This window comes from Arthrobacter sp. 10T419 (assembly GCF_056394105.1).
The window spans coordinates 67,874-89,992 of the sequence record NZ_JBFTHF010000005.1; the positions used below are offsets into that span (position 1 = coordinate 67,874).

A 22,119-nucleotide genomic window follows, 5' to 3' on the forward strand; every position below is an offset into this window, starting at 1 on the left:
GAAAGCCCCGGCCGGAACCGAGGTTCCGGCCGGGGCTTTCCGGTGCCGCTCGCCGAAATAGCCAGTCAGGCCTTGGGGCTGCCGGTGTCGTCCCCGGCTCCGGGCTCACCGCTGGAATCGTCCCCGGTTTCGCCGGTATGGTCTTCGCCCTGCTCCGCCCCGGGTTCAGCCGTGTCGAACCCGCCGCTCAGCAGCTTCTGCAGCGCGTCGTCAACCTCGGTGTCACTGGCCTCGGCCAGCTTGCGGCGTTCGCTGAAGCCCTTCGGATCGTCCAGGTCTCCGGCCGTGGGCAACAGGTCGGGGTGCTGCCAGATGGCGTCCCGGCCTTCCACGCCGCGTTCTTCCTTCAGCTGGGCCCACAGCGTGGCGGCCTCGCGCAGCCGGCGGGGCCGCAGCTCAAGACCGACCAGCGAGGAGAACGCGTGCTCCGCGGGGCCGCCTGTCGCGCGTCGGCGCCGGACGGTTTCGCGCAGCGCCGCGGCCGAGGGCAGCAGCTTCTCCGTTGCGGCGGCCGTGAGTTCATCCACCCAGCCCTCCACCAGGGCCAGTGCCGTCTCAAGCTTCTCGAGGGCCTGGTCCTGGGCGGGCGTGCGCTGCGGCATGAAGACACCCTGCGAGAGTGCTTCCTGGATGCCCTCCGGGTTGCTGGGGTCCAGCTCGCGGGCGAGTTCCTCGATCTTGGAGGTGTCGATGTGGATGCCGCGGGCGTAGGCCTCGATCGCGCCGAGCAGGTGCCCGCGCAGCCACGGGACCTGCACAAAGAGCCGGGCGTGGGCGGCTTCGCGGACCGCGAGGAAGAGGCGGATGTCGTTTTCCGGCAGGCCGAGGCCCTCGCCGAACTTCGCCACGTTGGCCGGCAGCAGCGCCATTTCCAGGTCGGCCAGCGGGACACCGATGTCGGTGGAGCTGACCACCTCGGCGGAGAGCGCGCCGATCGCCTGGCCCAGCTGCATGCCGAAAATGGCCCCGCCCATGTTCTGCAGCATCGAGGAGGCGCCGCCCATCATGGACTTCATTTCCTCGGGCATCTGCTCGGTCATGGCGGAGGAGAGCGCGTTGGCGATGCTGTTCGCGACGGGCTCCGTCAGCCGCTTCCACGTCCCCAGGGTTTCCTCGACCCATTCGGCGCGGGACCAGGCCCGGCCGATCAGTCCGGTGGCGGGAAGCTCGGTGACCTGGTCCAGCCAGAGCTCGGCGAGCCGGAGGGCCTCGTCGACTTCGCGGGACTGCGCGGCGGTCACTGACGGGTCGGAGCCGCTGGCGGCCACCCGGCGGGCGTTTTCGTGCGCCAGCTGCCAGTTCACCGGACCGTCGGAGGACGCGCTCATCATGGCCTGGACCTGCGAAAACATCTGGGCCAGCAGGTTGGGGTCGTCGGGCAGCCCGGCGGCCTTGGCGAGCTCTGCCGGATCGATGTCCCCCATGCCCTTGCCGCCCATCAGGTTCTGCAGCATTTCTGCCAGCGGATCCTTGGGTTCGTCGTCCCCGTTGGACGGATTGAGTGGGTTAGAGGTCATGATCCCGCCGATCGTCGGTGTGACTGGTGCTCATCTTCACGCTACCCCTCCGTGTGAGTGGCTGTCTCCCGAAACCCGGCCACGTTCGCTGTCGGCAAAGAGCCCCTGCGGTGCCCGAGCGCGTAGTGTTAGAGGCTGGAATATTTGAAGGCTGCGGAGCCGGTTTCGGCCGCAGCCGCAGCGCCCTGATCCGGGCCCCGCAAGGGCCAGGGCGCCGGCATGGAGAGGTCCTTCATTGACGTTTAACCAGGGCGGGCAGCTGCCGGCCGAACCCGCGCCCCGCGCCGGCGGCAGCGGTACCCGCAGCGCCGGCGGCAAGCCCAGCCTGTGGTCCCGTTTCGCCGCCGGACGCGGCGCCGCAGGCAGCGGAGGCCGTGCCCCGGGACGGAGGACCCGCGGTGCCAACGGCGGGGGAGAGGACAACCGCTCCTCCACCATGCTCGTCTCCGGCCTGTTGGCGATGGCCCTCGGACTCGCCGCCATGAGCCTGCCCGTTCCCTATGTGATCGAATCGCCCGGCCCTACGTTCAATACGCTCGGCACGGACAACGGCAAGCCGGTCATCACCGTGGCGGGACACGAGACCTTCCCGGCCAAGGGCAACCTGGACCTCACCACCGTCTACGTCGACGGCGGCCCCAACGGGCCGGTCACGGTCTTCGAAGCCCTGAGCGCGTGGCTGAACGCCGCAAAGGCGGTCTATCCGGAGGAACTGATCTTCCCCAAGGGCGTCACCAAGGAACAGTCGCAGCAGGAAAGCGCGGTCGCCATGACGACCTCGCAGGAGAATGCCGTCGCCGCGGCGCTCAAGGAACTCAGTATCCCGTTCGAGCAGAAGCTGCAGGTTGCCGGGATTCCGGACGACTCGGCGTCGAAGGGCAAGATCCAGGAAGGCGACGTGCTGGTCTCGATCGACGGCAAGCCGATCACCGCGCTGAGCGTTGTCCAGGCGCAGCTCGCGGCGGGGAACGGTAAGCCGGTCACGGTCGTCGTCGAGCGCAATGGCAGCCAACTGCCTCTGACGGTCACCCCGAGCAAGTCCCAGACCGGCCGCTACCTCCTCGGCGTCGTGCTGCAGTACAAGTTCAAGTTCCCGTTCAACGTCAAGATCTCGCTGGACAAGGTCGGAGGCCCCAGCGCCGGCATGATGTTCGCCCTCGGCATCGTGGACACTGTGACCCCCGGTGACCTGACCGGCGGCAAGCATGTTGCAGGCACCGGCACCATCACGCCCGACGGCGCCGTGGGGGCCATCGGCGGGATCAGCCAGAAGATGGTCGGGGCCAGGTCCGGCGGCGCCACGATGTTCCTGGCCCCGGCGGCCAACTGCGACGACGTCGTGGGCCACATCCCGGCAGGCCTCCAGGTCGTCAAGGTGGAGAACCTGGCCGACGCGCGCCGCGCCGTCGAGCTCGCCGCTGCCGGCGGCGACACATCGGGGCTTCCGGTCTGCACCAGCAACTAGACTGACCCCGGAACTAAGCTCAGGCGCCACTCGTGGCACTAATGACGGCCGCTGCCGCCCTGCCGGGCCGGCGCCGGCAGTCGCTAGACTGCAGCAACACGATGCACTTAGACAACTAAAAAACCAGCAGCACTGACGACCAGCTATGAGGTACCGAGTTTGTCCCGTCCCAGCACCGTCCCACCCGGAAGGCCACAGCAACGGCGAGGCGCACTGACGCCGACACTGATTGTTGTCGCCCTGATCGTCGTGGGCTTCATTTTCTTCGCCAATGTCTGGACGGACGTCCTCTGGTACCAGCAGTTGGGCTTTTTTGAAGTCTTCCTGACCGAGAACATCGCACGGATCGCCATCTTCCTGGCCGGCTTCGCCGTGATGTTCGCCGCCGTGTTCTTCGCGATCCGGATCGCCTATATCGCCCGGCCGGTCTACGCACCCGACTCGGACGTCCGCGACAACCTCAACCGCTACCAGGCCCAGCTTGAACCGATCCGCCGCGTGGTCATGATCGGCCTGCCGGTGCTGTTCGGCCTCTTCGCCGGCAGCGCGGCCGCCAGCCAGTGGCAAAAGGTGATGCTCTTCCTCAACCAGGAGCCCTTCGGCCAGAACGATCCGCAGTTCAACCTGGACATCAGTTTCTACCTCATGACCCTGCCTTTCCTGGGCTTCGTTACCGGTTTCCTGATCAGCGTCGCCGTCGTGGCCGGGGTCGCCGGCATCCTCACGCACTACCTTTACGGCAGCATCCGCCTGATGGAGCGCGGCGTCTTCACCAGCCGCGCCGCCCAGATCCACCTCGCGGTCGCGGGCGCGGCGTTCCTGCTGCTGCTTGGCGTCAACTTCTGGCTTGACCGCTACTCCGCCGTGCTGAACAACGGCGGCCGCTGGGCCGGCGCGCTCTACACCGACGTGAACGCGGTCATCCCCACCAAGGCCATCCTCGCCGTCGCCGCCGCACTCGTGGCCGTCCTCTTCATCGTCGCTGCAGTGATCGGCAAGTGGCGCTTGCCGGTGATCGGCACCGCCATGCTCGTGATCACCTCGATCCTGGCCGGCGGCGTTTACCCCTGGGTGATCCAGCAGTTCCAGGTCCGCCCCTCGGAGCAGACCCTGGAGAACGAGTACATCAAGCGCAACATCACCATGACCCGCGCCGCCTATGGCCTGGATAAGATCCAGGAGAAGCGCTACGAGGCCACCACCAAGGCCACCACCGGCGCCCTGGCCCCGGACGCCCAGACCACCGCCAACATCCGCCTGCTGGACCCGAACCTGATCTCGGACGCGTTCTCCCAACTGGAGCAGTACCGGCCGTACTACCAGTTCCCGAGCACCCTGAACGTGGACCGCTACGAGGTGAACGGCAAGATCCAGGACACCGTCATCGCGGTGCGCGAGCTGAACCCGGGCGGCCTGGCCACCAACCAGCAGTCCTGGCTCAACAAGCACGTGGTCTACACCCACGGGTACGGCGTGGTCGCGGCCAAGGGCAACAAGTTCACCGCGGACGGCAAGCCCGAGTTCCTGCAATCGGGTATCCCCTCCACAGGCGTGCTGGGGACCGACACCAGCTACCAGCCGCGGATCTACTTCGGCGAGAACTCGCCGGACTACTCGATCGTCGGCGCTCCGGCCGGTGCCGCGCACCGCGAGCAGGACCGCCCGGCGGCCAAAGAAGGCGACGCCGGAACGCAGTACACCTTCACCGGCAACGGCGGTCCGAACGTGGGCAGCTTCTTCAACAAGATCCTCTACTCGATCAAGTTCCAGTCCTCGGACCTGCTGCTGTCCGACGGCGTCAACGCCGAGTCACAGATCCTTTACGACCGGAGCCCGAAGGACCGGGTGGAGAAGGTCGCGCCCTACCTGACGGTCGACGGAAACGCCTATCCCGCCGTCGTCGACGGCAGGGTGAAGTGGATTGTGGACGGCTACACCACGAGCCCGTACTTCCCGTACTCGCAGCAGGAGCAGCTCTCGGACGCCACGCGGGACTCGCAGACCTCGGCCGGCCGCACCGCCGCGCTGCCGAGCAACTCCGTCAACTACATCCGAAACTCGGTGAAGGCCACCGTGGACGCCTACGACGGTTCCGTCACGCTCTACGCCTGGGACGACCAGGATCCGGTCCTGAAGGCCTGGCAGAAGGTGTTCCCGACCTCCCTGAAGCCGTACTCGGAGATGTCCGGCGCCCTGATGAGCCACGTCCGCTACCCGGAGGACCTGTTCAAGGTCCAGCGCGAACTCCTGGGCCGGTACCACGTAACGAACCCGGACAGCTTCTTCACCAACAATGATGCCTGGAGCGTCCCGAACGACCCGACCGTCAAGGAAGAAGGGGTCAAACAGCCGCCGTTTTACATGTCGCTGCAGATGCCCGACCAGGACAAGCCTGCTTTCCAGCTGACGTCTTCATTCATCCCGCAGGTAGTCAATGGCAATGCGCGCAACGTGCTTTACGGCTTCCTGGCCGCGGACTCGGATGCCGGCAACCAGAAGGGCGTAAAGGCGGCGAGCTACGGGCAGTTGCGGCTGCTGCAGATTCCGCCGGAAGCCAACGTCCCCGGGCCCGGCCAGGCGCAGAACAAGTTCAACTCCGATCCCACCGTGTCGCAGGCCCTGAACCTGCTGCGACAGGGCGCATCGGCGGTGCTCAACGGCAACCTGCTGACGCTGCCGGTGGGCGGGGGCCTGCTCTACGTGCAGCCGGTGTACCTGAAGTCGACCGGCGAGACCTCCTACCCGACGCTGCAACGGGTCCTGGTCGCATTCGGTGACAAGATCGGCTTCGCGCCGACCCTTGACGAGGCACTGAACCAGCTGTTCGGCGGCCGCTCCGGCGCCACCGCCGGCGACGCCGCCAACAACGGCCAAACTCCGGCTACCCCGGCCCCGGGAGCAACGCCCCCGGCCGCCGGCGGTACGACGGACGCCAAGGCGGAACTGAAAGCGGCCCTCGAAGAGGCCAACGGCGCGATCCAGGCCGGCCAGGCGGCCCTGGCCAAGGGTGACTTCGCGGCCTACGGCGAGCAGCAGAAGAAGCTCTCCGCGGCCCTGCAGCGGGCGATCGACGCAGAGGCCAGGATCACCACGACGACGCCGTCGCCGTCACCGTCGGCCACTCCGTCGCCGAGGGGCAGCGCGTCGCCGTCGTCCACGCCCTCGCCGTCGCCCTCGCCGAGTAAGTAGGCGCCGACGGCCCGGCAGGCGTTTGTAGGAAGGCCGAAGGCCGGATTCCCCGTACCGTTCGAGCGGGGGATCCGGCCTTTCGCCTTGGCTTGAACGGGCGAACCGGCAGCTTGCGGGTCCCGTGCGGACCTCCGGGCAGGGGCCGAGTGACGGATGGGACGCACATCACGCCGCCCCGATTTGGCCTGCCGTTCACCGGCAGGTAAAGTTGATCATGCGACGCGGGGTGGAGCAGTTCGGTAGCTCGCTGGGCTCATAACCCAGAGGTCACAGGTTCAAATCCTGTCCCCGCAACTGAGAAGGAGTCCGGAACACTGGAAAGTGTTCCGGACTTCTTGCTTTAAGTCCTCAGACTGCCCGACCGGACCTCGGAGGTATGTGGATCCGCTCGCTGTGCCCTTCAAACAGGCCCAGAAACTCCACCGGTTCGGTCCCGGCGCGCCCAAACCAGTGCGGGACCCGTGGGTCGAAGTCCGCGCTCTCGCCCGCGAGCAGGACCAGTTCCTTGTCCCCGACCAGCAACCGCAGATGGCCGTTCAGAACGTGGATCGACTCCTGGCCGCTGTGAGCGTGCGGTTCCGGCTGATGGCCCCCTGGTCCGGCAGCGATGATGCATTTGTAGGCCCGGATCCGCCCGGTCTGTCGGTTCAGCGGCAGGACTGTCAGCTTTCCGTTAGTGATCGGTTCCTCCGCAATCAGTGGATCGGCAGGGGCCGGGGGATGCCCGTCTCCGGGAGGCGTGTTTCGGGTTCCGGTGGGCCAAAGCTGCGGGGTGCGTTTGGCGGCGACGTCTTCCACCCACCCGATGGTGAGGAACATGAGCGCCAACAGGAACCAGACTGCGATGAACTGCGTCCACTCGCTGTCCAGCAGCCAGGGTATGGCTGTGGCAACGGTGTCGATGTCATAAAGCCTGTCGATGATCACCACCGTGACGACCAGCAGCAGGTTGTGCCAAAGGTAGATGGTCATGGCCCTGTTGTTCACAAGCGTGACCGTCTTGTCCAAGAAGCGCAGGGGCCTCGGGAGCGATTGCCAGGACGGTGAAATCCGCAATAGCATCGCGCAAAACCCCACGGACCAGAGGGCTTGGGCGAGGGGAATGTTGTTCAGGTCCCAGCCGGAATCGTCCAGGTGGGTGGAGGCCCAGAGTAAGCCCAGCGCCATTACGGCCGGCCCCGCGATGAAGACCACCCGCCGGGGGAACTGGCGCAGGAGGCCCTGGTAGTGGGCGAAGCCGAGGATCCAGCAGGAGCCGTAGGTGGCGAAGTCCGTGACGCCGCTGTCTGCCCAGCCCGGAAGGGGGACAACGCCAAGGCTAAGCAGGGCCATCAGGCCCAGCGAGGCAAGCAGTGTGGCCCACGGAAAACGACGGAAGGACTTGAGCAGCAGCGGTGAGAGCAGCATGAACCAGAAGTAGGCCCGGATGTACCAGAGGATTTCTTCGGCCTGTGATGCCCAGGATGATTCGACGAGGCCCGCATCCGTTCCGATAGCTTCCGGGAAGGGCGGGTCCGCTACCGGGATGAACCACAGCAGGGTCTGCAACCAGGATTGCCCCGCCTCCCTATCAGGGATCCAGCCCTCCCAAAGCAACAGCATAAGTACGGTCGCGCTGTAGACCGCCAGGGGAACCAGCAGCCGGCGGGTCCGGCTCCGCAGTACGCCGAAGGCGGGCCGCTCGAGGGAGCGCGCCATCAGGGAACCTGCGAGGGCGAACATGACACCCATTGAGGGGAAGACGACGCTCAGCCATACCGCGCTGGCGAAGGAGTGGTAGGCGACCACGCGGGCCAGAGCAACGGCGCGCAGCAGGTCAAGGTACCGATCCCGGACGGGGGCAAGGGCCGGCGGCGCACTTGGAGTGGCAGCCAGCCCGGGCGCCAGCTTGGCTCGTACAGGTCCGGACATGATGTGTCCTCTTTCCGTTCCTGAGGGTAGTCGCCGTCGCGACTGTTCCTTCCTTCCCGCGGGCACGGAGATAGGAGGAAAACGGATCGATCTCTCGAAGATTCTTGGTACTGCGGAGATCAGGTGGACATGGGTTCTTCGGAGCTTACCTTTACCGGTGCGGCACGGTCTATGGCCTGTCCTGCCGATGGTGCAGAAAGTCCGACCGGGTGCTGCAGAAGGTCAGGACGGCGGCGCCTGCGACCGGTCGGGAGCGCCGTCGGCTACCCATGGGAGCCCCCTGGACCCGCCCGTGGTCGGGGCGGCGGCCAAAGTGCGGTAGTGTTGATCAAGCGACGCGGGGTGGAGCAGTTCGGTAGCTCGCTGGGCTCATAACCCAGAGGTCGCAGGTTCAAATCCTGCCCCCGCAACCAATGGCAGTAACAACAGAGGCCCGGATCCCAGGATCCGGGCCTTTGTCGTTTCCTAGGCGTCCTTGAGCCGCTGGTAGGTGTCCAGGGCCCGAGCCCGCGACTCGGGCAGACCCACGATCGGGCCCGGGTAGCCGGCCGCGCCGCCGTCGGCCTTCCACGGTTCATGTACCGCCTTGTCGTCGAGGCCGGCAAGCTCCGGAATAAAGGCCCGCAGGTAGCGCCCGGCAGCGTCGAACTTCTTGCTCTGGGTGACTGGGTTGAAGATGCGGAAGTAGGGGGAGGCGTCGGCTCCGGAACCGGCCACCCACTGCCAGTTTGCCGGGTTGCTCGCGGCGTCGGCGTCCACCAGGGTGTCCCAGAACCACGCCTCCCCGAGCCGCCAGTCGGCCAGCAGGTTCTTGACTAGGAACGAGGCCGCTGCCATCCGGACACGGTTGTGCATCCAGCCGGTCTGCCACAGCTGGCGCATGCCGGCGTCCACCAGCGGGTAGCCCGTGCGGCCCTGCTGCCAGGCCTGCAGTTCCGCGTCCGACGGCGTCTGCCAGGCGAAGCGGTCAAACTCGGGGCGGTAGTTGCGGGTGGCCAGCTGCGGGTTCTCGTAGAGCAGTTGCCAGCAGAATTCCCGCCAGCCGAGTTCGGAGCGGAAGATCCCGACGTCGGCCGGTGCGCCGCGCGGGTAGCGTTCCCGCAGCGCATGCCAGACCCGGAACGGGCTGATCTCGCCGAAACGCAGGTGCGGGGAGAGCCTGCTGGTGCCCTCGACGCCGGGGACGTCCCTGCCGGTGCCGTACTCGACCGCGGGCCCGTCGAGGAAGTCTTCCAGCCTGCTCTGCGCGCCCGCCTCGCCCGGCGTCCATTCCGCGGCGAGCCCGGCGCTCCAGTCCGGGCTGTGGGGGAGCAGGTGCCAGCTTTCCAGAGCGTCGCTCCCCGGCAGTTCACCGGCCTCGGTCTTCGCCGGCTCGGGGAGCCGCTGCGGCGCGTCCAGCGGCAGTCGGGGCTCCGGTGCGTCGAGGCAGGCCTTCCAGAAGGGGGTGAAGACCTTGTACGGGCCGCCGGATCCGGTCCGCACCGTCCACGGCTCGAACATCAGGCTGGCCTGGAAGCTCGTGGCGTTGATCTCCCGGCCCGCCGCCCAGTCCTTGAGGCCGGCATCGATGGTGCGTTCCGGGCCGCCGTAGCGGCGGTTCCAGAGCAGCCGGGTGGCGCCGGTTTCCTCGGCTAGCCCCCGGATGACCTCATAGGCCGGGCCGCGGCGGAGGAGCAGGCGCGACCCTGCCGCCTCAAGGTCGGCGGCGAGCGACTCGAGCGAGTGGTGCAGCCACCACTTCGCGGCGCCGCCGAGGGGCCGCACGCCCGGCGAAGCTTCGTCGAGCACATAGACAACGGTCAGCGGGTCACCGGACGCCGCAGCTTCCGCCAGGGCGGGGTTGTCGTCGAGGCGGAGGTCATCGCGGAGCCAGACAAGGGTCGAAGACATGGCTCCACGCTACTGGATTGGCGGCCCCCCGGGGACACAGCAAAGGCCGGGCACCCACAGGTGCCCGGCCCCGCCTCAAGGGTTAGAGCTTGTCGAAGTCGGCTTCCTCAACGGTGGAGCGGGCGGCCGAGCCGTTGCCGGCGCCGAGGGCCGGGGTGGCGCCGCCGGACTTCAGCGCTGCCAGGCGGGCCTCGATCTCGGTCTGCTCGCCGAGGTCCTCCAGGGAGTTGAACTGGGCGTCCAGGCTGGAAGCGGCGAGTTCCTGCTGGCCGCGGACCTTGGCCTCCTCGCGGCGGATCTTTTCCTCGAAGCGGCCCACCTCGGAGGTCGGATCCATGATGTCAATGCTCTTGAGGGCATCGTGCACCTGGGTCTGCGCGGCCGCCGTCTTGGACCGGGCCACCAACTCGTTGCGCTTGCTGGTGAGCTCGTTGAGCTTGCCCTTCATCTGGTCCAGGCCGTGCTTGAGCTTGTCCACGACGTCGGTCTGGGAAGCGATGCTCGGCTCGGCCGACTTCGCCTCGTTCTCCGACGACATCTGGCGCTGCAGGGCCACCTTGGCCAGGTTGTCGAACTTCTCGGCATCCACAATGTCGCCCTTGGCACGGTACTCGTCGGCCTTGCGCGAGGCGGCCAGTGCCTTGTTGCCCCAGTCCTGCGCGTTCTTGATGTCCTCGTTGTAGTCGTCCTGGAGCATGCGCAGGTTGCCGATGGTCTGGGCGACCGCTGATTCGGCCTCGGCGATGTTGTTCGTGTAGTCGCGGACCATCTGGTCCAGCATCTTCTGCGGGTCCTCGGCCTGGTCCAGCAAGGAGTTGATGTTCGCCTTCGCCAGCTGCGCCATGCGGCCGAAAATGGACTGCTTAACCATGGTGTTACCTTTCGTCCTATCCAGTGGTGGCCACTGAATTCGGTGAACAGTGAATGTACCGCTTCTACCCGCCGGCCGGATCGAGTCCGCCGGCGCCTAGTCTGTGACCGGCCAGCTAAAAACTCCCTGAGTCCCCGCCGCCGAAATCGCCGCCGCCGCCAAAGTCGCCGCCGCCCCAACCGCCGCCGGAGTCGCCGCCGCCCCAGCCTCCGCCGCCTCCGCCCCAACCGCCGCCACCGCCGCCGTGCAGGATGGAGTTGATCAGGATGCCACCGAGGATGGCGCCGCCGAGGCCGCCTCCTCCGCCGCCGCCGAACATCCCACCGCGGCCGTAGCCCTGGTTCGCGTAGCCGCCGAACTGGTCCACGTCGGCTTGCGCCAGCTGTGCGGCCTGGGCGGCGAGGGAATGCGCCTGCTGCGCGTACTGCAGGGCGGTGACCGGGTCGGTGCGGGAGATGGACAGGGCGTAGTCGAGGTTGCGCTGCGCCTCGGCGAGCCGGGTGCGCGCCTCGGTGCCCACCCCGCCGCGGCGTGCCGTGATGTAGTCGGAGGTCGCGCTGATCTGCGCCTGGGCGGACATGATGCTCTGCTGCAGCGAGGCCTGCGCCCGGCGGGCCTGCTCCTGCTGGTCCCGGATGCCGGTCAGGGCCGTGTCGAGGGACTGGTGGGCGTTCTCCACGCGCTCCAGCGTGGCGATGGGGTCGATCTTGCCGGCCTGGATTTCGGCTTTGACCTGGGCCAGTGCGGCCTCCACCCCGGCGACCGGTCCGGCCAGTTCCGGGTGGGCGCCGGACTGGATCATGGCCCGCGCCTGGGCGAGGTCCTGCGACGTGTCCACGACGGCAGACTCGAGTCCGCTGCGGGCCTCGTCCAGATTGGCCGCCACCTTGGCGATGGCCCCGAGCAGCACGTTGGTCTGGTGCAGGCTCTCCTCGGCGGCCCGGACCGCGACGGCGGCAAGGCTGCCCTCGCCGGCGCTGAGCTTGTCCTGGGCCGTGGTGGAGGCGTTTTGCACAAATGCCAGACGTTCCTTGGCCTGGCTGATGTTGTCCGCGACCTGCGTCAGGGCGCTCTCCGCATATTTTGCCCGGAGCTCGCCCAGCGACTGCTCAGCGGCCGCAATCTTGGCCTCCGCGTCCTTTGCGCCGGTGCCGACGGCCGCCAGCGCCTGCGGGGCGTTCTTCTCAAGCTCCCGCAGGGAATCGAAGTCCGCCTTCTGCTCCTGGAGGGAGGACAGTGCGGCCTCGGAGCGGCGGATGATTTCGCCCAGCCAGGTCCGCTGCTGCTCTTCGGTGTCCGGAATGTGGTCGTCAAGCTGCTGCTGCAGCTTGAACGACTCGCTCATGTGGGCCTTGGCGTCCTGCAGTGCTTTCGTGAAGTTGCCGACGGCGGCGTCGCCGTACTGCGCCTGGGCGAAGCCAAGCTCCTGTTCGCTGGACTTGATGGCGTCGTCCGCTTCGATCAGCAGCGAACCGCTCTTGCGGCGCAGCTCCTCGACGCTCAATCCGGCGAGGGGGTCGAGTTCGGCGCCCTGCGGGCCATAGGCGGTGCCGCCTGCCGCGGCGGTCTTTTTCCGTCGGTTGCGCAGGTAAAGATAGGTTCCCACGCCGCCGGCCGCCACGACGCCGACGCCGACCAGGACGCCGTTCCCGGCGCCCGCAGAGGGGACCGAGCCGCTGCCGCCGCCGGCGGCGTCACCGACTGCCGCGGCGGTGTCAATCGCGGCCTGCGCAAAGTCGCGCTTTCCGCCGGCCAGGTTCGCGACGATTGCGTTCTGGCTGATGGTGCTGGTCTTCGAGTAGATGGCGCTGGCCGAGTTGGGCGAGAAGTAGTACTTGCCGTCGTCGGACATGGCCAGGATGACGTCGGCCCGGCCCATGCCCTTCTTGGTGGCCACGGCTTGTGACCATGACTTGGGGTCGGCCGGGTTCTCGAAGGTTTTTACGGTGACCACGTAAAGGTTGTACTTGTGGTCCTTCAGGAGCTTCTGGATCGCGTCCTGGACCTCGCCCTTGCGGCTGCCGAGCACGTTGCCGCTGTCGACGATGTTCTGCCCGGAAGGAATGGTCACCGGATCTTCGGCGAGGGCAGGAGCGGCGGGGAGCGCCAGCAGTCCGGCCACGCCGAGAACGGCGAGGAATCGTTTCATCATTGACCGCATGTGCAACCCTTCAGCACTTCTGTGACCGGATCGAGCCGAGCCGGTCGTCTCAGAACGCAGCAGCGCCCCCACGCAGGTGTAAAGCCGCAGGTCGCTGTGGCAATTCCATTTGATTCTATGGTGCACCCCAAAGGCCGTCCACCGCCGGGAATATGCCACCAGCGAAACGCGCTGAAGCTGGCGGGACGGGAGGACCCAGCCCCGCCCCGGCGCGCGTCGGCATTCAGGAACCTCCCAGCAAATGTTCGCTTATGTTCCAGTCTGGACCGCCATAATTGACTGCAGACGAGGATGAAAGGAAGTCCCATGACTGAGAACCCAATGCAGGGCGCGTCACCGGATCCATCGACCCCGAACGGGGAGCCGCTTGAGCCGGGGGAGGCCGCTGCCGGGGCTTCGCACAGCACGGCGGCGGAGGACTCAGCCCGGGAAAACCCGACCATGAGGCTTGACCAATCGGCGGACGGCTCCCCGCGCCCGGTGTATCCGGAGCGTCCCCCGGCCTATGCCCAGCACTCGGGTCCCGAGACGCAGCAGTTTGGCGCGCCCTCGCACGAACAGCCCGCGCCCTACGGCCAGGGAGCCAGCCCCTATGGCGCCTACGGCAACCAGCCGCCTGCCGGACAGGCTCCCCACAACAATGCGTTTAACCACCCGGCCAACGCGCCGAAGCGCAAGGCCGCCTTCGGCGTTCCCACCCTCATTGCCAGCATCCTGGCCGCCGGTCTGGTGGGCGGCGGAGTCGTGGCCGGCAGCAACGCCCTGATCGGGAACCGGCCCCTGTCTTCCACGGGCAGCACCAGCCAGTCCGGCACCGTGATCGTGAACAACAAGGACGACGTCAACGCGATCACCGCCGCAGCGATGAAGGCCTCGCCCAGCGTCGTGACCATCAAGGCCTCGAGCGGAAGCGACGGAGGCACGGGGTCCGGCATCATCCTCGACGGCGATGGCCACGTCCTCACCAACACCCACGTCGTCACGCTGGACGGCAAGACCGCCAACGCCGCCGTGGAGGTCCGCACGAGCGACGGCAAAGTCTTCAGCGCGAAGATCGTCGGCACCGACCCGCTCTCGGACCTCGCCGTGATCAAGATCGACAAGCCGGCCGGGCTGGTTCCGGCAACCCTTGGCGACTCGGACAAACTCAACGTCGGTGACACCGCCGTCGCGATCGGCTCCCCGCTGGGCCTGACCGGAACCGTCACGGACGGCATCGTCTCCACGCTCAACCGCACCATCAGCGTGGCCTCCTCGGCCGCCCCCAAGGGCGGCGCCGACAATTCCCAGGGCGGCGACCAGGGCTTCCAGTTCGCCCCTCCCGGTGGCGGCCAGGCGCCGAGCACTGCCGATCAGGGCAGCATCTCGATCAACGTCATCCAGACCGACGCGGCCATCAACCCGGGTAACTCCGGCGGCGCGCTGGTGAACAGCAAGGGTGAAATCATCGGCGTCAACGTGGCCATCGCCTCCGCCGGCGGGGACGCCAGCGGCAGCACGAGCAGCGGCAACATCGGCGTTGGCTTCAGCATCCCGATCAACCACGCCAAGCGCGTGGCCCAGGAGATCATCAGCACCGGCAAGGCCACCCACGGCCAGCTTGGAGTGAGCGTGAAGTCCAAGGCGGCCGGCACCTCGTCCTCCGGCTTCTCGGTCGGCGCCGACGTGGCCACGGTCGAACCGGGCTCGGCCGCCGACAAGGCCGGCATCAAGGTGGGCGACGTCATCACGAAGTTCCAGGACCGGACCATCAGCGATCCGAACCAGCTGACGGCCGCCGTGCGCGAGCAGGCCGCCGGCGCGACCGTCAAGGTCACCGTCCTCCGGGGCGGCCAGGAACAGCAGCTCGATGTGACCCTTGGTGCGGCCGCCGACCAGTAGCCGGCACCAGTAGCGAACAGCAGTACGACGAGAGGGTCCCGGAGCCGCAACGCCCGGCCCGTGACGCCGGCCGGCGCCTTGGGGTGCCGGCCGGCGCTGCTTTTCCCGGCTCCCTTTTCCGGCACGCTAACGACCGCTATTGCCCCTTTCCGGGGCGCCCTGACACAGGCGTTAACCGAGGCCCCGCCAGGCCCGCGCTATATGGTTAGCTAGGAGCAACCCGGCACCCCGGGCGCTCCCTGGCCACGTCCCCACCCGGCTGGCTGCCCACCCGCATGGAAGGCTGCTGTAAACACAGTGGAAGAGACTTTGAAGATCATCGTGCTGGTCAAGCACGTACCGGACGCGCAGTTCGACCGCCACCTTGGCGGCGGGGACAACACCACGGACCGGTCCGAAAGCATCCTGTCGGAGCTCGACGAATACGCCCTGGAAGCCGCGCTGCAGCTGATCGAGGCCCGCGGTGGCGAAGCGGCCGGCAACAAGGTCATCGCCCTGAGTATGGGCCCGGCCGGCGCCGTCAATGCCGTCAAGAAGTCGCTGCAGATCGGCGCCACCGAAGGCGTTCACCTCAGCGACGATGCGCTCGCCGGCTCGGACGCGGCAGCCACCTCGCTGGCGCTGGCCGCGGCGATCCGGCACCTCGGCGCCGACGCGCCGGCGGATCTCATCCTGACCGGCATGGCCTCCACCGACGGCGAGACCTCGCTGGTCCCGGCCCAGCTCGCCGAGCGCCTCGGCCTGCCGCAGGTGACCTTCGCATCCTCGCTGGAGCTCGACGGCGGCAAGCTCACGGCCCGCCGCGACGGTGACTCGCACGCGGACACCGTCGAGGCCACCCTGCCGGCCCTCGTTTCGGTCACGGACCAGATCAACGACCCCCGCTACCCGAATTTCAAGGGCATCATGGCGGCGAAGAAGAAGACCATCGCCACCCTGACGCTGGCGGACATCGGCGTTGAACCCGGCCAGGTGGGGCTCGCGGGCTCCTGGACCGCCGTCGAGACCGCCGAAGCGCGCCCGCCGCGGACGGCCGGCACCATCATCACCGACGAAGGCGACGCCGGCCTCAGGCTGGTCGAGTTCCTGGCCGCCCAGAAGCTGCTCTAAGGGGAAATCCAGACATGGCAAAAGTACTTGTATTCATCGATACCCCGGGCCAGGCGCTGAAGAAGTCCAGCCTGGAGCTGCTCACCATCGCGCGCTCGCTGGGTGAGGCCGCGGTGGCGTTCAACGGCGAACTGCACGACGACGTCGCCGCCGAGCTGGCAGCCTACGGAGCGGGGGAACTCTACGTCCCCGCGGCAGCCGACCTCAACGACTACCTCGTCGGCCCCAAGGCGGCGTTCCTCGCGGCCGTGGCCGGAACCTCCGGGGCCACCGTGGTGCTGGCCGAGAACTCGGCCGAGGGCAAGGAGGTCGCGGCGCGGCTGGGGATCAAACTCGGCGCCGGTGTGATCACCGACGTCGTCGCGGTCGACCCGGACGGGACCGCGCACAAGTCGGTGCTCGCCGGCTCGTACACCACCACGGCCAGGGCCACCACCCCGGTGGCCGTGCTGACCGTCAAGGCCAACAGCGTCGCCCCGGAGCCGGCCGCCACGGCCACCGCCCCGCAGCCTGTCACGGTCGACCTGCCGGCGGACGCCATAGCCGGCGCGGCCCGGGTGACCGCCCGGACCGAGAAGGCCGCCAGCGGCCGCCCCGACCTCTCCGAGGCCCGGATCGTCGTGGCCGGCGGCCGGGGAGTGGACGGAAACTTCGGACCGCTTGAGGACCTCGCCGACGCCCTGGGCGCGGCCATCGGCGCGTCCCGCGCCGCCACGGACGCCGGCTGGATCGGCCACGACGCGCAGATCGGACAGACCGGCAAGACCGTCTCCCCGCAGCTCTACATCTCAGCCGGCATTTCCGGCGCCATCCAGCAGAAGGCCGGCATGCAGACCGCCAAGGTGATCGTGGCGGTGAACAAGGACGCCGAATCCCCGGTCTTCGAGATCGCCGACTTCGGCATCGTCGGCGACCTCTTCCAGGTGCTGCCGCAGGCCACCGAAGAAATCAAGAAGCGCAAAGGCTGACCATTGAGCACCAACGCCCCCGCGGCACAGAGCCCGTTCGATCCGAACCACACCCGGATCGAGCGGGTGCTTTGTTTCACCGCCCACCCGGACGACATCGACTTCGGCGCCGCCGGCACCATCGCCGCGTGGACCGCCGCCGGAGTCCAGGTCAGCTACTGCATCATGACGGACGGGGACGCCGGCGGCTTCGACCCGGCGAAGCGCGACGAAATCGTCCGGCTGCGGACGGAGGAACAGCAGCGCGCCGCCGCGCTCGTCGGCGTGAGCGATATCCACTACCTCCACCAGCTGGACGGCTACCTTGAGCCCTCGCACGAGGTCATCCGTGAGGTGGTGCGCCTGATCCGCCGGCTCCGTCCCGACGTCGTGCTCGCCATGCATCCGGAACGGAACTGGAACCGGATCCAGAAGAGCCACCCGGACCACCTGGCGGTGGGGGAGGCGGTGACCAGGGCTGTGTACCCGGCCCTGGAGAACCCCTTCGCGTACCCGGAGCTGGCCGCGGCCGGGCTGGAGGCCTACAAGCTGCCCTGGCTGTGGCTCTTCGCCGGACCGGAGGAGCGGGAGAACCACTTTGTGGATGTCACCGGGAACGTCGAGGAAAAGCTGGCGGCCATCCACATCCACGCCAGCCAGCACCCCGACGTTGACGCCATGGAACGCACCGTCCGCGGCCTCATGCTCGCCACCGGGGAACGCGGCGGCCTCGCTCCGGGCCGGAGCGCCGAGGCGTTCCACGTCGTCGCGGTCAACGGCCCGGGAACCATCGCCGGCTTCTAGTGTTGCCCGAGCGTGACCGCTGCCATATGCTTGCCATTGTTTAAATCATATTTATTGATGGAAGGCAGACTTTAATGGCGAAGACTGCGCAGCACCCCGTCCTGGTCATCATGGGCGTCTCAGGCTCGGGCAAATCCACCGTGGCCGGCCTGCTGGCCGGGCGGCTGGGTTGGGACCTCGCGGAAGGCGACGACCTGCATCCGGCGTCCAACGTGGCCAAGATGCACGCCGGCCAGCCGCTGACGGACGAAGACCGCTGGCCCTGGCTGGACACCATCGCCGCCTGGATCCGGGAGCACACCGCCGCCGGGACCCCCGGCGTCGTAACCTGCTCGGCCCTGAAGAAGCGGTACCGCGACGTCCTGCGCGGGGAAGGCGTGGTTTTTGTCTTCCTCGAAGGCAGCAAGGACCGGATCTCGGACCGCCTCGCCTCCCGGCACGGCCACTTCATGCCACCGGCGCTGCTGGAATCCCAGTTCGACGCGCTGGAAGCCCCCACCGAGGACGAAAACTTCATCACCCTCTCCGTAGGGGCAACCCCCGCGGACGAAGCCCAGGAAATCATCGACCGGCTCCACCTCAACGGCGCCGACGCCGCCGCGCGCTAACCGCGCGCCGGTCACCACCCCCTTATTCCAGCTAGGAAAACGTTTTGAATTCTCTTACAGCAATGCAGCTTCCCGCTGCCCTCGAGGCCTGGACCGGCCACGACACCCAGCTCCTGGTGGTCGCCGGCCTCGGCATCGCACTGATCGTGGTGCTGATCGCGAAGTTTAAGCTCCACCCCTTCCTCGCGCTTGTGCTCGGCTCGGCCTTTGTCGGACTGGCCTCGGGCGTGGAACTGCCCAAGATCATCAGCAACTTCGAGGACGGCGTGGGCGGCGTCTTGAAGGAGGTCGGCCTGCTGATCGCCCTCGGCGCCATGCTGGGCAAGCTCCTGGCGGACTCCGGGGGAGCCAACCGCGTGGTGGACACGCTGCTCGCCAAGGCGGGGGGTAACCGGGTGGTCTGGTCCATCACGCTTGTCGCGGTGATCATCGGCCTGCCGATGTTCTTCGAAATCGGCCTCGTGCTGCTGCTGCCCGTGATTGTCCTGGTCACGCAGCGCTCCAAAATGCCGCTGATGCGCATCGCCATCCCGGCGCTGGCCGGATTGTCGGTGCTGCACGGCCTCGTGCCGCCGCACCCGGGTCCGCTGATCGCGATCAGCGCCGTCAAGGCCGAGCTGGGCACCACGCTCGCGCTCGGACTCCTGGTCGCCATCCCCACCGTCATCATCTGCGGTCCGTTGTTTTCCCGCCTCGCCGCCAAATGGGTGCCGGTGGGCGCCCCCGCCGTCGCGGGCGGCATCGACACCGAGCACGGCGCCGATCTCGAAGGCGTCAAGCGCCAGCCCAGCTTCCCGGTCACGCTGATGACCATCATCTTCCCGGTCGTCCTCATGCTGCTCAAGGCCGTCGTGGACATCATCTGGCCCGACGCCGCCTCGGCGCCGTGGATCCGGGTCTTCTTCGATTTCGTGGGTCAGCCGCTCGTTGCGATGACCCTGGCGGTCCTGCTCGCCATCGGCACCTTCGGCTACGCCGTCGGCTTCACCGGCAACAAGATCACCACCAAGATCGGCGCGAGTCTCGGCCCGATTGCCGCGATCCTGCTGATCGTGGGCGCTGGCGGCGGCTTCAAGCAGACGTTGATCGGCGCCGGCGTCGGCGACGCCGTCAAGAAATGGGCCGAGGGCGCCAACATGTCCGTGCTGGTCCTCGGCTTCCTCGTGGCCGTGGCGCTGCGCCTCGCCACCGGCTCCGCGACCGTGGCCACCGTGACCGCGGCGGGCATCGTGGCACCGCTGGCCAGTTCGCTTTCCCCGACCCACGCCGCCCTGCTGGCCCTTGCGATCGGCGCCGGCTCGCTCTTCCTCTCCCACGTCAACGACGCCGGGTTCTGGCTGGTGAAGGAACTCTTCGGCCTCAGCGTCGGACAGACGTTCAAGACCTGGTCCGTGATGGAGACGCTGATCTCCGTGGTGGGCTTTGCCTTCGTGATGCTGCTCTCGCTGGTCATTTAGCGGGCGGCACAACAAAAGCCGCGCAGGCCCCGGGCAATCGGGTCCTGCGCGGCTTTGTCGTTGTCGGATACTAAGCGTCAGCTACTAAGCGCCCAGCGGCGCGGAGGCCACGGTCGGCATGGTGGGCGTCTTAGAGCCGCCCGCCGGCTCCACCGTGATGCCCAGGGCCGCGGCGGAGCCGATGCCCGTGACGACAGCAGGCTTTGACAGCGCCTCCGCGTCCATCAGGCCCTTGGAGACCGGAGCCGAGCCGTCCTTCGGGATCAGCCACATCTGGTAGACCTTGCCCGTCGGTGGAGCGGGAACGCCGTTCATCTTTACTACCGCGGCGTCCCTCGAGGACGAGAGCGTGAGCGAGGCCGTGCCGCCGCCGATCACGTCGATCGTCGCCTTGCGCACGTCGCTGGCCTGAAGCACCTGGTTCAGCGGGTCGTTCTGGTTGGCGACATACGCGCCCACCCCGACTCCGCCTACCGCGATGGCGGCAGCAGCGGCGACGCCGATCAGCCAGTTGCGCATGCCCTGGGGCCGGCGCCGTTCGTCACGGCGCTGGCGGGCGGCGCTGAGTTCGTCGGTGACCGGAAGCCCCGGGTGTTCGCGGACCGGACGGGCCACCACCGGGGGAGCGGCAGGGCCAGGCCGTGCCTCGGCACCCGGCTCGGCGGCCTGCGCCGGCAGGGCCGCGACAATGCGGTCGAAGAGGCCGGCCGGCGGCTCCTCCTCCGCGCTAAAGCTCATCGTCAGCGTCTCTCGGGCCTGCCGGACACGCTCCTCGAACTCGGCGCGTTCCGCCGGCGGGGCCTCCGTGAGGTAGCGGTCGACGGCGGTGCGTTCGGCGTCGTCGAGGGCGTGCAGCGCGTAAACCTCGGCGAGGTCGACGGCGCGGCCGGAGCTGAGGTCGCTGGCGATGTCGGCGGAAAAGCTGCCGGGCGTGCGGCCGCTGTTCTGAGGATTCATGTCATTCATCTCAACTCACCCCCAAACAGGTCTTCAGTCGGATCAGTCCGTCGCGGATGCGGGACTTAATGGTGGGAACGGCCGCGTTGAGCTTCTCGGCGACTTCCCGGTAGGTGAGCCCGCCGTAATAGGCGAGCCGGACGGATTCCTGCTGTGTGTCCGTCAGCGTGTCCAGGCAGCGGACCACCGCTTCGGCCTCGAGCTTGCTGCCGACCGCATCGGAAACGGAGTCGTGGTCGATCTCCTGGCTGCTGGCGCCGTACTTGGCCTCACGGTCGGTGGAGGACTGCGAGGACCGGACCTTGTCCACGGCCCGGCGGTGGGAGATGGTCATCAGCCACGCGAGCGGGCTGCCGGCGTCGGCGTTGAACTTGGCGGCGTTCTGCCAGACCTGGAGGAACACCTCCTGCGTGGTGTCCTCGCTGAGCTCCGTGTCAATCAGGACCCGGCGCGCCATGCCGAAAACGCGGCGCGACGTGAGCTGATAGAACTCGGCGAAGGCGGCCTGGTCACCGTTGGCGATCTGTCCGAGCAGGGCTCCCAGCCGGCGGTTAACGTCGGCTGAGGCGCTGGGGGGAGCGGCGGCCTCGGGATTCGGGGCATTCGGAGTTTCCATCACCCTCAAGCATAAGGTGCCAGCCTCCGGTCCGGGGCCAGAACGGACTTCGACCGTGCCGTGGTTGCCCGCAGCCCAACGGGCCGGGCGTCTATCCGCCTGCATTATTGTCACCTGCCGCTCCTCGCTCCCTTCAACGCTCGCCTGGATGGTGTCTCACAAACGATTCGGCGCGGCGGGAGAAACGGATGGGCGGGCTTCAGGGAAATTTGCGCCAGCGGCCTGATCCGGATCCAGCGCCGCAAGCCCCAGGTACTACAGCTTGGCGCCCGCGAAGCCCTGCTGGCGCCAGGCCTCGTAGACAGCAATCGACGCCGCGTTGGCCAGGTTCAGCGAACGCAGCGCCGGCAGCATAGGCAGCCGGACGCGGGACGTCACATGCGGGTCGTGCTTGAGTGCCTCGGAAAGGCCCACGGATTCCCGGCCGAACATCAGCACGTCGCCGGGACGGTAGCTGATGTCCGTGTAGGAGGTTTCGCCGTCGGAAGTGAAGGCGAAGACCCGCTCCGGCTGCAGCGCTTCCCAGGCCGCGTCGATGTCCGGGTGGACGGTGACGACAGCGAGGTCGTGGTAGTCCAGGCCGGCGCGGCGGAGCTTGGCGTCGGAGAAGTCAAAGCCCAGCGGCTCCACGAGGTGGAGTTCGGCGCCCGTGATGGCGGCCAGCCGGATGGCATTGCCGGTATTGCCGGGGATTTCGGGGCTGTGGAAGAGGATGCGGAACACGCTCCCATCCTA

Annotated in this window: 16 protein-coding genes and 2 tRNA genes; 10 read left to right on the forward strand and 8 right to left on the reverse strand. The window is 67.8% G+C overall.

Features of this window, described 5'->3' with window-relative positions; translation table 11 throughout:
- Nucleotides 1-65 precede the first annotated feature (65 nt).
- Entirely contained in the window at nt 66-1,517 is a 1,452-nt protein-coding gene (locus AC1DBD_RS10420; RefSeq protein ID WP_441417223.1) for a zinc-dependent metalloprotease, read from the reverse strand.
- A gap of 235 nt (nt 1,518-1,752) precedes the next feature.
- Between AC1DBD_RS10420 and AC1DBD_RS10425 the strand changes: the two genes are divergently transcribed.
- The 3 genes from AC1DBD_RS10425 (at nt 1,753) to AC1DBD_RS10435 (ending at nt 6,465) form a co-directional block, all read left to right on the forward strand.
- The gene (locus tag AC1DBD_RS10425; protein ID WP_476982054.1) at nt 1,753-2,982 is read left to right on the forward strand and encodes a YlbL family protein; all 1,230 of its coding nucleotides are present in this window, start codon (nt 1,753-1,755) and stop codon (nt 2,980-2,982) included.
- 159 nt (nt 2,983-3,141) lie between these two features.
- Complete coding sequence (locus AC1DBD_RS10430; protein ID WP_476982055.1) at nt 3,142-6,171, forward strand: UPF0182 family membrane protein; 3,030 nt, start codon at nt 3,142-3,144, stop codon at nt 6,169-6,171.
- Between the two features lie 220 nt (nt 6,172-6,391).
- Nucleotides 6,392-6,465 (forward strand) — tRNA-Met (locus tag AC1DBD_RS10435).
- Between the two features lie 54 nt (nt 6,466-6,519).
- Here the strand turns inward: AC1DBD_RS10435 and AC1DBD_RS10440 are convergent.
- Nucleotides 6,520-8,082: an acyltransferase family protein gene (locus AC1DBD_RS10440; RefSeq protein WP_476982056.1), complete on the reverse strand. Its 1,563-nt coding sequence runs from the start codon at nt 8,080-8,082 to the stop codon at nt 6,520-6,522.
- 336 nt (nt 8,083-8,418) lie between these two features.
- On the opposite strand from AC1DBD_RS10440, the gene AC1DBD_RS10445 reads away from it, so the two are divergent.
- Nucleotides 8,419-8,495: transfer RNA gene (locus tag AC1DBD_RS10445), tRNA-Met, on the forward strand.
- 52 nt (nt 8,496-8,547) lie between these two features.
- Here the strand turns inward: AC1DBD_RS10445 and AC1DBD_RS10450 are convergent.
- The 3 genes from AC1DBD_RS10450 to AC1DBD_RS10460 form a co-directional block, all read right to left on the reverse strand.
- Entirely contained in the window at nt 8,548-9,972 is a 1,425-nt protein-coding gene (locus AC1DBD_RS10450; protein WP_476982057.1) for a cryptochrome/photolyase family protein, read from the reverse strand.
- An 82-nt stretch (nt 9,973-10,054) separates the two neighbouring features.
- Complete coding sequence (locus AC1DBD_RS10455; protein ID WP_441417228.1) at nt 10,055-10,843, reverse strand: PspA/IM30 family protein; 789 nt, start codon at nt 10,841-10,843, stop codon at nt 10,055-10,057.
- 115 nt (nt 10,844-10,958) lie between these two features.
- Nucleotides 10,959-13,004, reverse strand: a complete 2,046-nt coding sequence (locus AC1DBD_RS10460; RefSeq protein WP_476982058.1) for a TPM domain-containing protein — start codon at nt 13,002-13,004, stop codon at nt 10,959-10,961.
- Nucleotides 13,005-13,310: 306 nt separating this feature from the next.
- On the opposite strand from AC1DBD_RS10460, the gene AC1DBD_RS10465 reads away from it, so the two are divergent.
- The 6 genes from AC1DBD_RS10465 (at nt 13,311) to AC1DBD_RS10490 (ending at nt 19,811) form a co-directional block, all read left to right on the forward strand.
- Entirely contained in the window at nt 13,311-14,885 is a 1,575-nt protein-coding gene (locus AC1DBD_RS10465) for a S1C family serine protease (RefSeq protein ID WP_441417230.1), read from the forward strand.
- A 309-nt stretch (nt 14,886-15,194) separates the two neighbouring features.
- Complete coding sequence (locus tag AC1DBD_RS10470; RefSeq protein ID WP_476892300.1) at nt 15,195-15,995, forward strand: electron transfer flavoprotein subunit beta/FixA family protein; 801 nt, start codon at nt 15,195-15,197, stop codon at nt 15,993-15,995.
- Between the two features lie 14 nt (nt 15,996-16,009).
- Nucleotides 16,010-16,963 carry an electron transfer flavoprotein subunit alpha/FixB family protein gene (locus AC1DBD_RS10475; protein ID WP_476892224.1) on the forward strand — a complete coding sequence of 318 codons (954 nt, stop codon included), beginning with the start codon at nt 16,010-16,012 and terminating at the stop codon, nt 16,961-16,963.
- A gap of 3 nt (nt 16,964-16,966) precedes the next feature.
- Nucleotides 16,967-17,746, forward strand: coding sequence for a PIG-L deacetylase family protein (locus AC1DBD_RS10480; RefSeq protein WP_441417232.1), 780 nt, complete (start codon nt 16,967-16,969; stop codon nt 17,744-17,746).
- A gap of 74 nt (nt 17,747-17,820) precedes the next feature.
- Entirely contained in the window at nt 17,821-18,354 is a 534-nt protein-coding gene (locus AC1DBD_RS10485; RefSeq protein ID WP_441417233.1) for a gluconokinase, read from the forward strand.
- Nucleotides 18,355-18,416: 62 nt separating this feature from the next.
- Nucleotides 18,417-19,811 (forward strand): GntT/GntP/DsdX family permease, encoded by a 1,395-nt coding sequence (locus AC1DBD_RS10490; protein WP_476917217.1) that lies wholly within the window; start codon nt 18,417-18,419, stop codon nt 19,809-19,811.
- 84 nt (nt 19,812-19,895) lie between these two features.
- Here the strand turns inward: AC1DBD_RS10490 and AC1DBD_RS10495 are convergent, their stop codons facing one another.
- From AC1DBD_RS10495 to AC1DBD_RS10505, 3 genes are all read right to left on the reverse strand, one after another.
- Nucleotides 19,896-20,768 (reverse strand): anti-sigma factor, encoded by an 873-nt coding sequence (locus AC1DBD_RS10495; protein WP_476982059.1) that lies wholly within the window; start codon nt 20,766-20,768, stop codon nt 19,896-19,898.
- 10 nt (nt 20,769-20,778) lie between these two features.
- Nucleotides 20,779-21,384 carry an ECF RNA polymerase sigma factor SigK gene (gene sigK / locus AC1DBD_RS10500; RefSeq protein WP_441417235.1) on the reverse strand — a complete coding sequence of 202 codons (606 nt, stop codon included), beginning with the start codon at nt 21,382-21,384 and terminating at the stop codon, nt 20,779-20,781.
- A 255-nt stretch (nt 21,385-21,639) separates the two neighbouring features.
- The gene (locus AC1DBD_RS10505; RefSeq protein ID WP_441417236.1) at nt 21,640-22,107 is read right to left on the reverse strand and encodes a tRNA (cytidine(34)-2'-O)-methyltransferase; all 468 of its coding nucleotides are present in this window, start codon (nt 22,105-22,107) and stop codon (nt 21,640-21,642) included.
- Between the last annotated feature and the right edge of the window lie 12 nt (nt 22,108-22,119).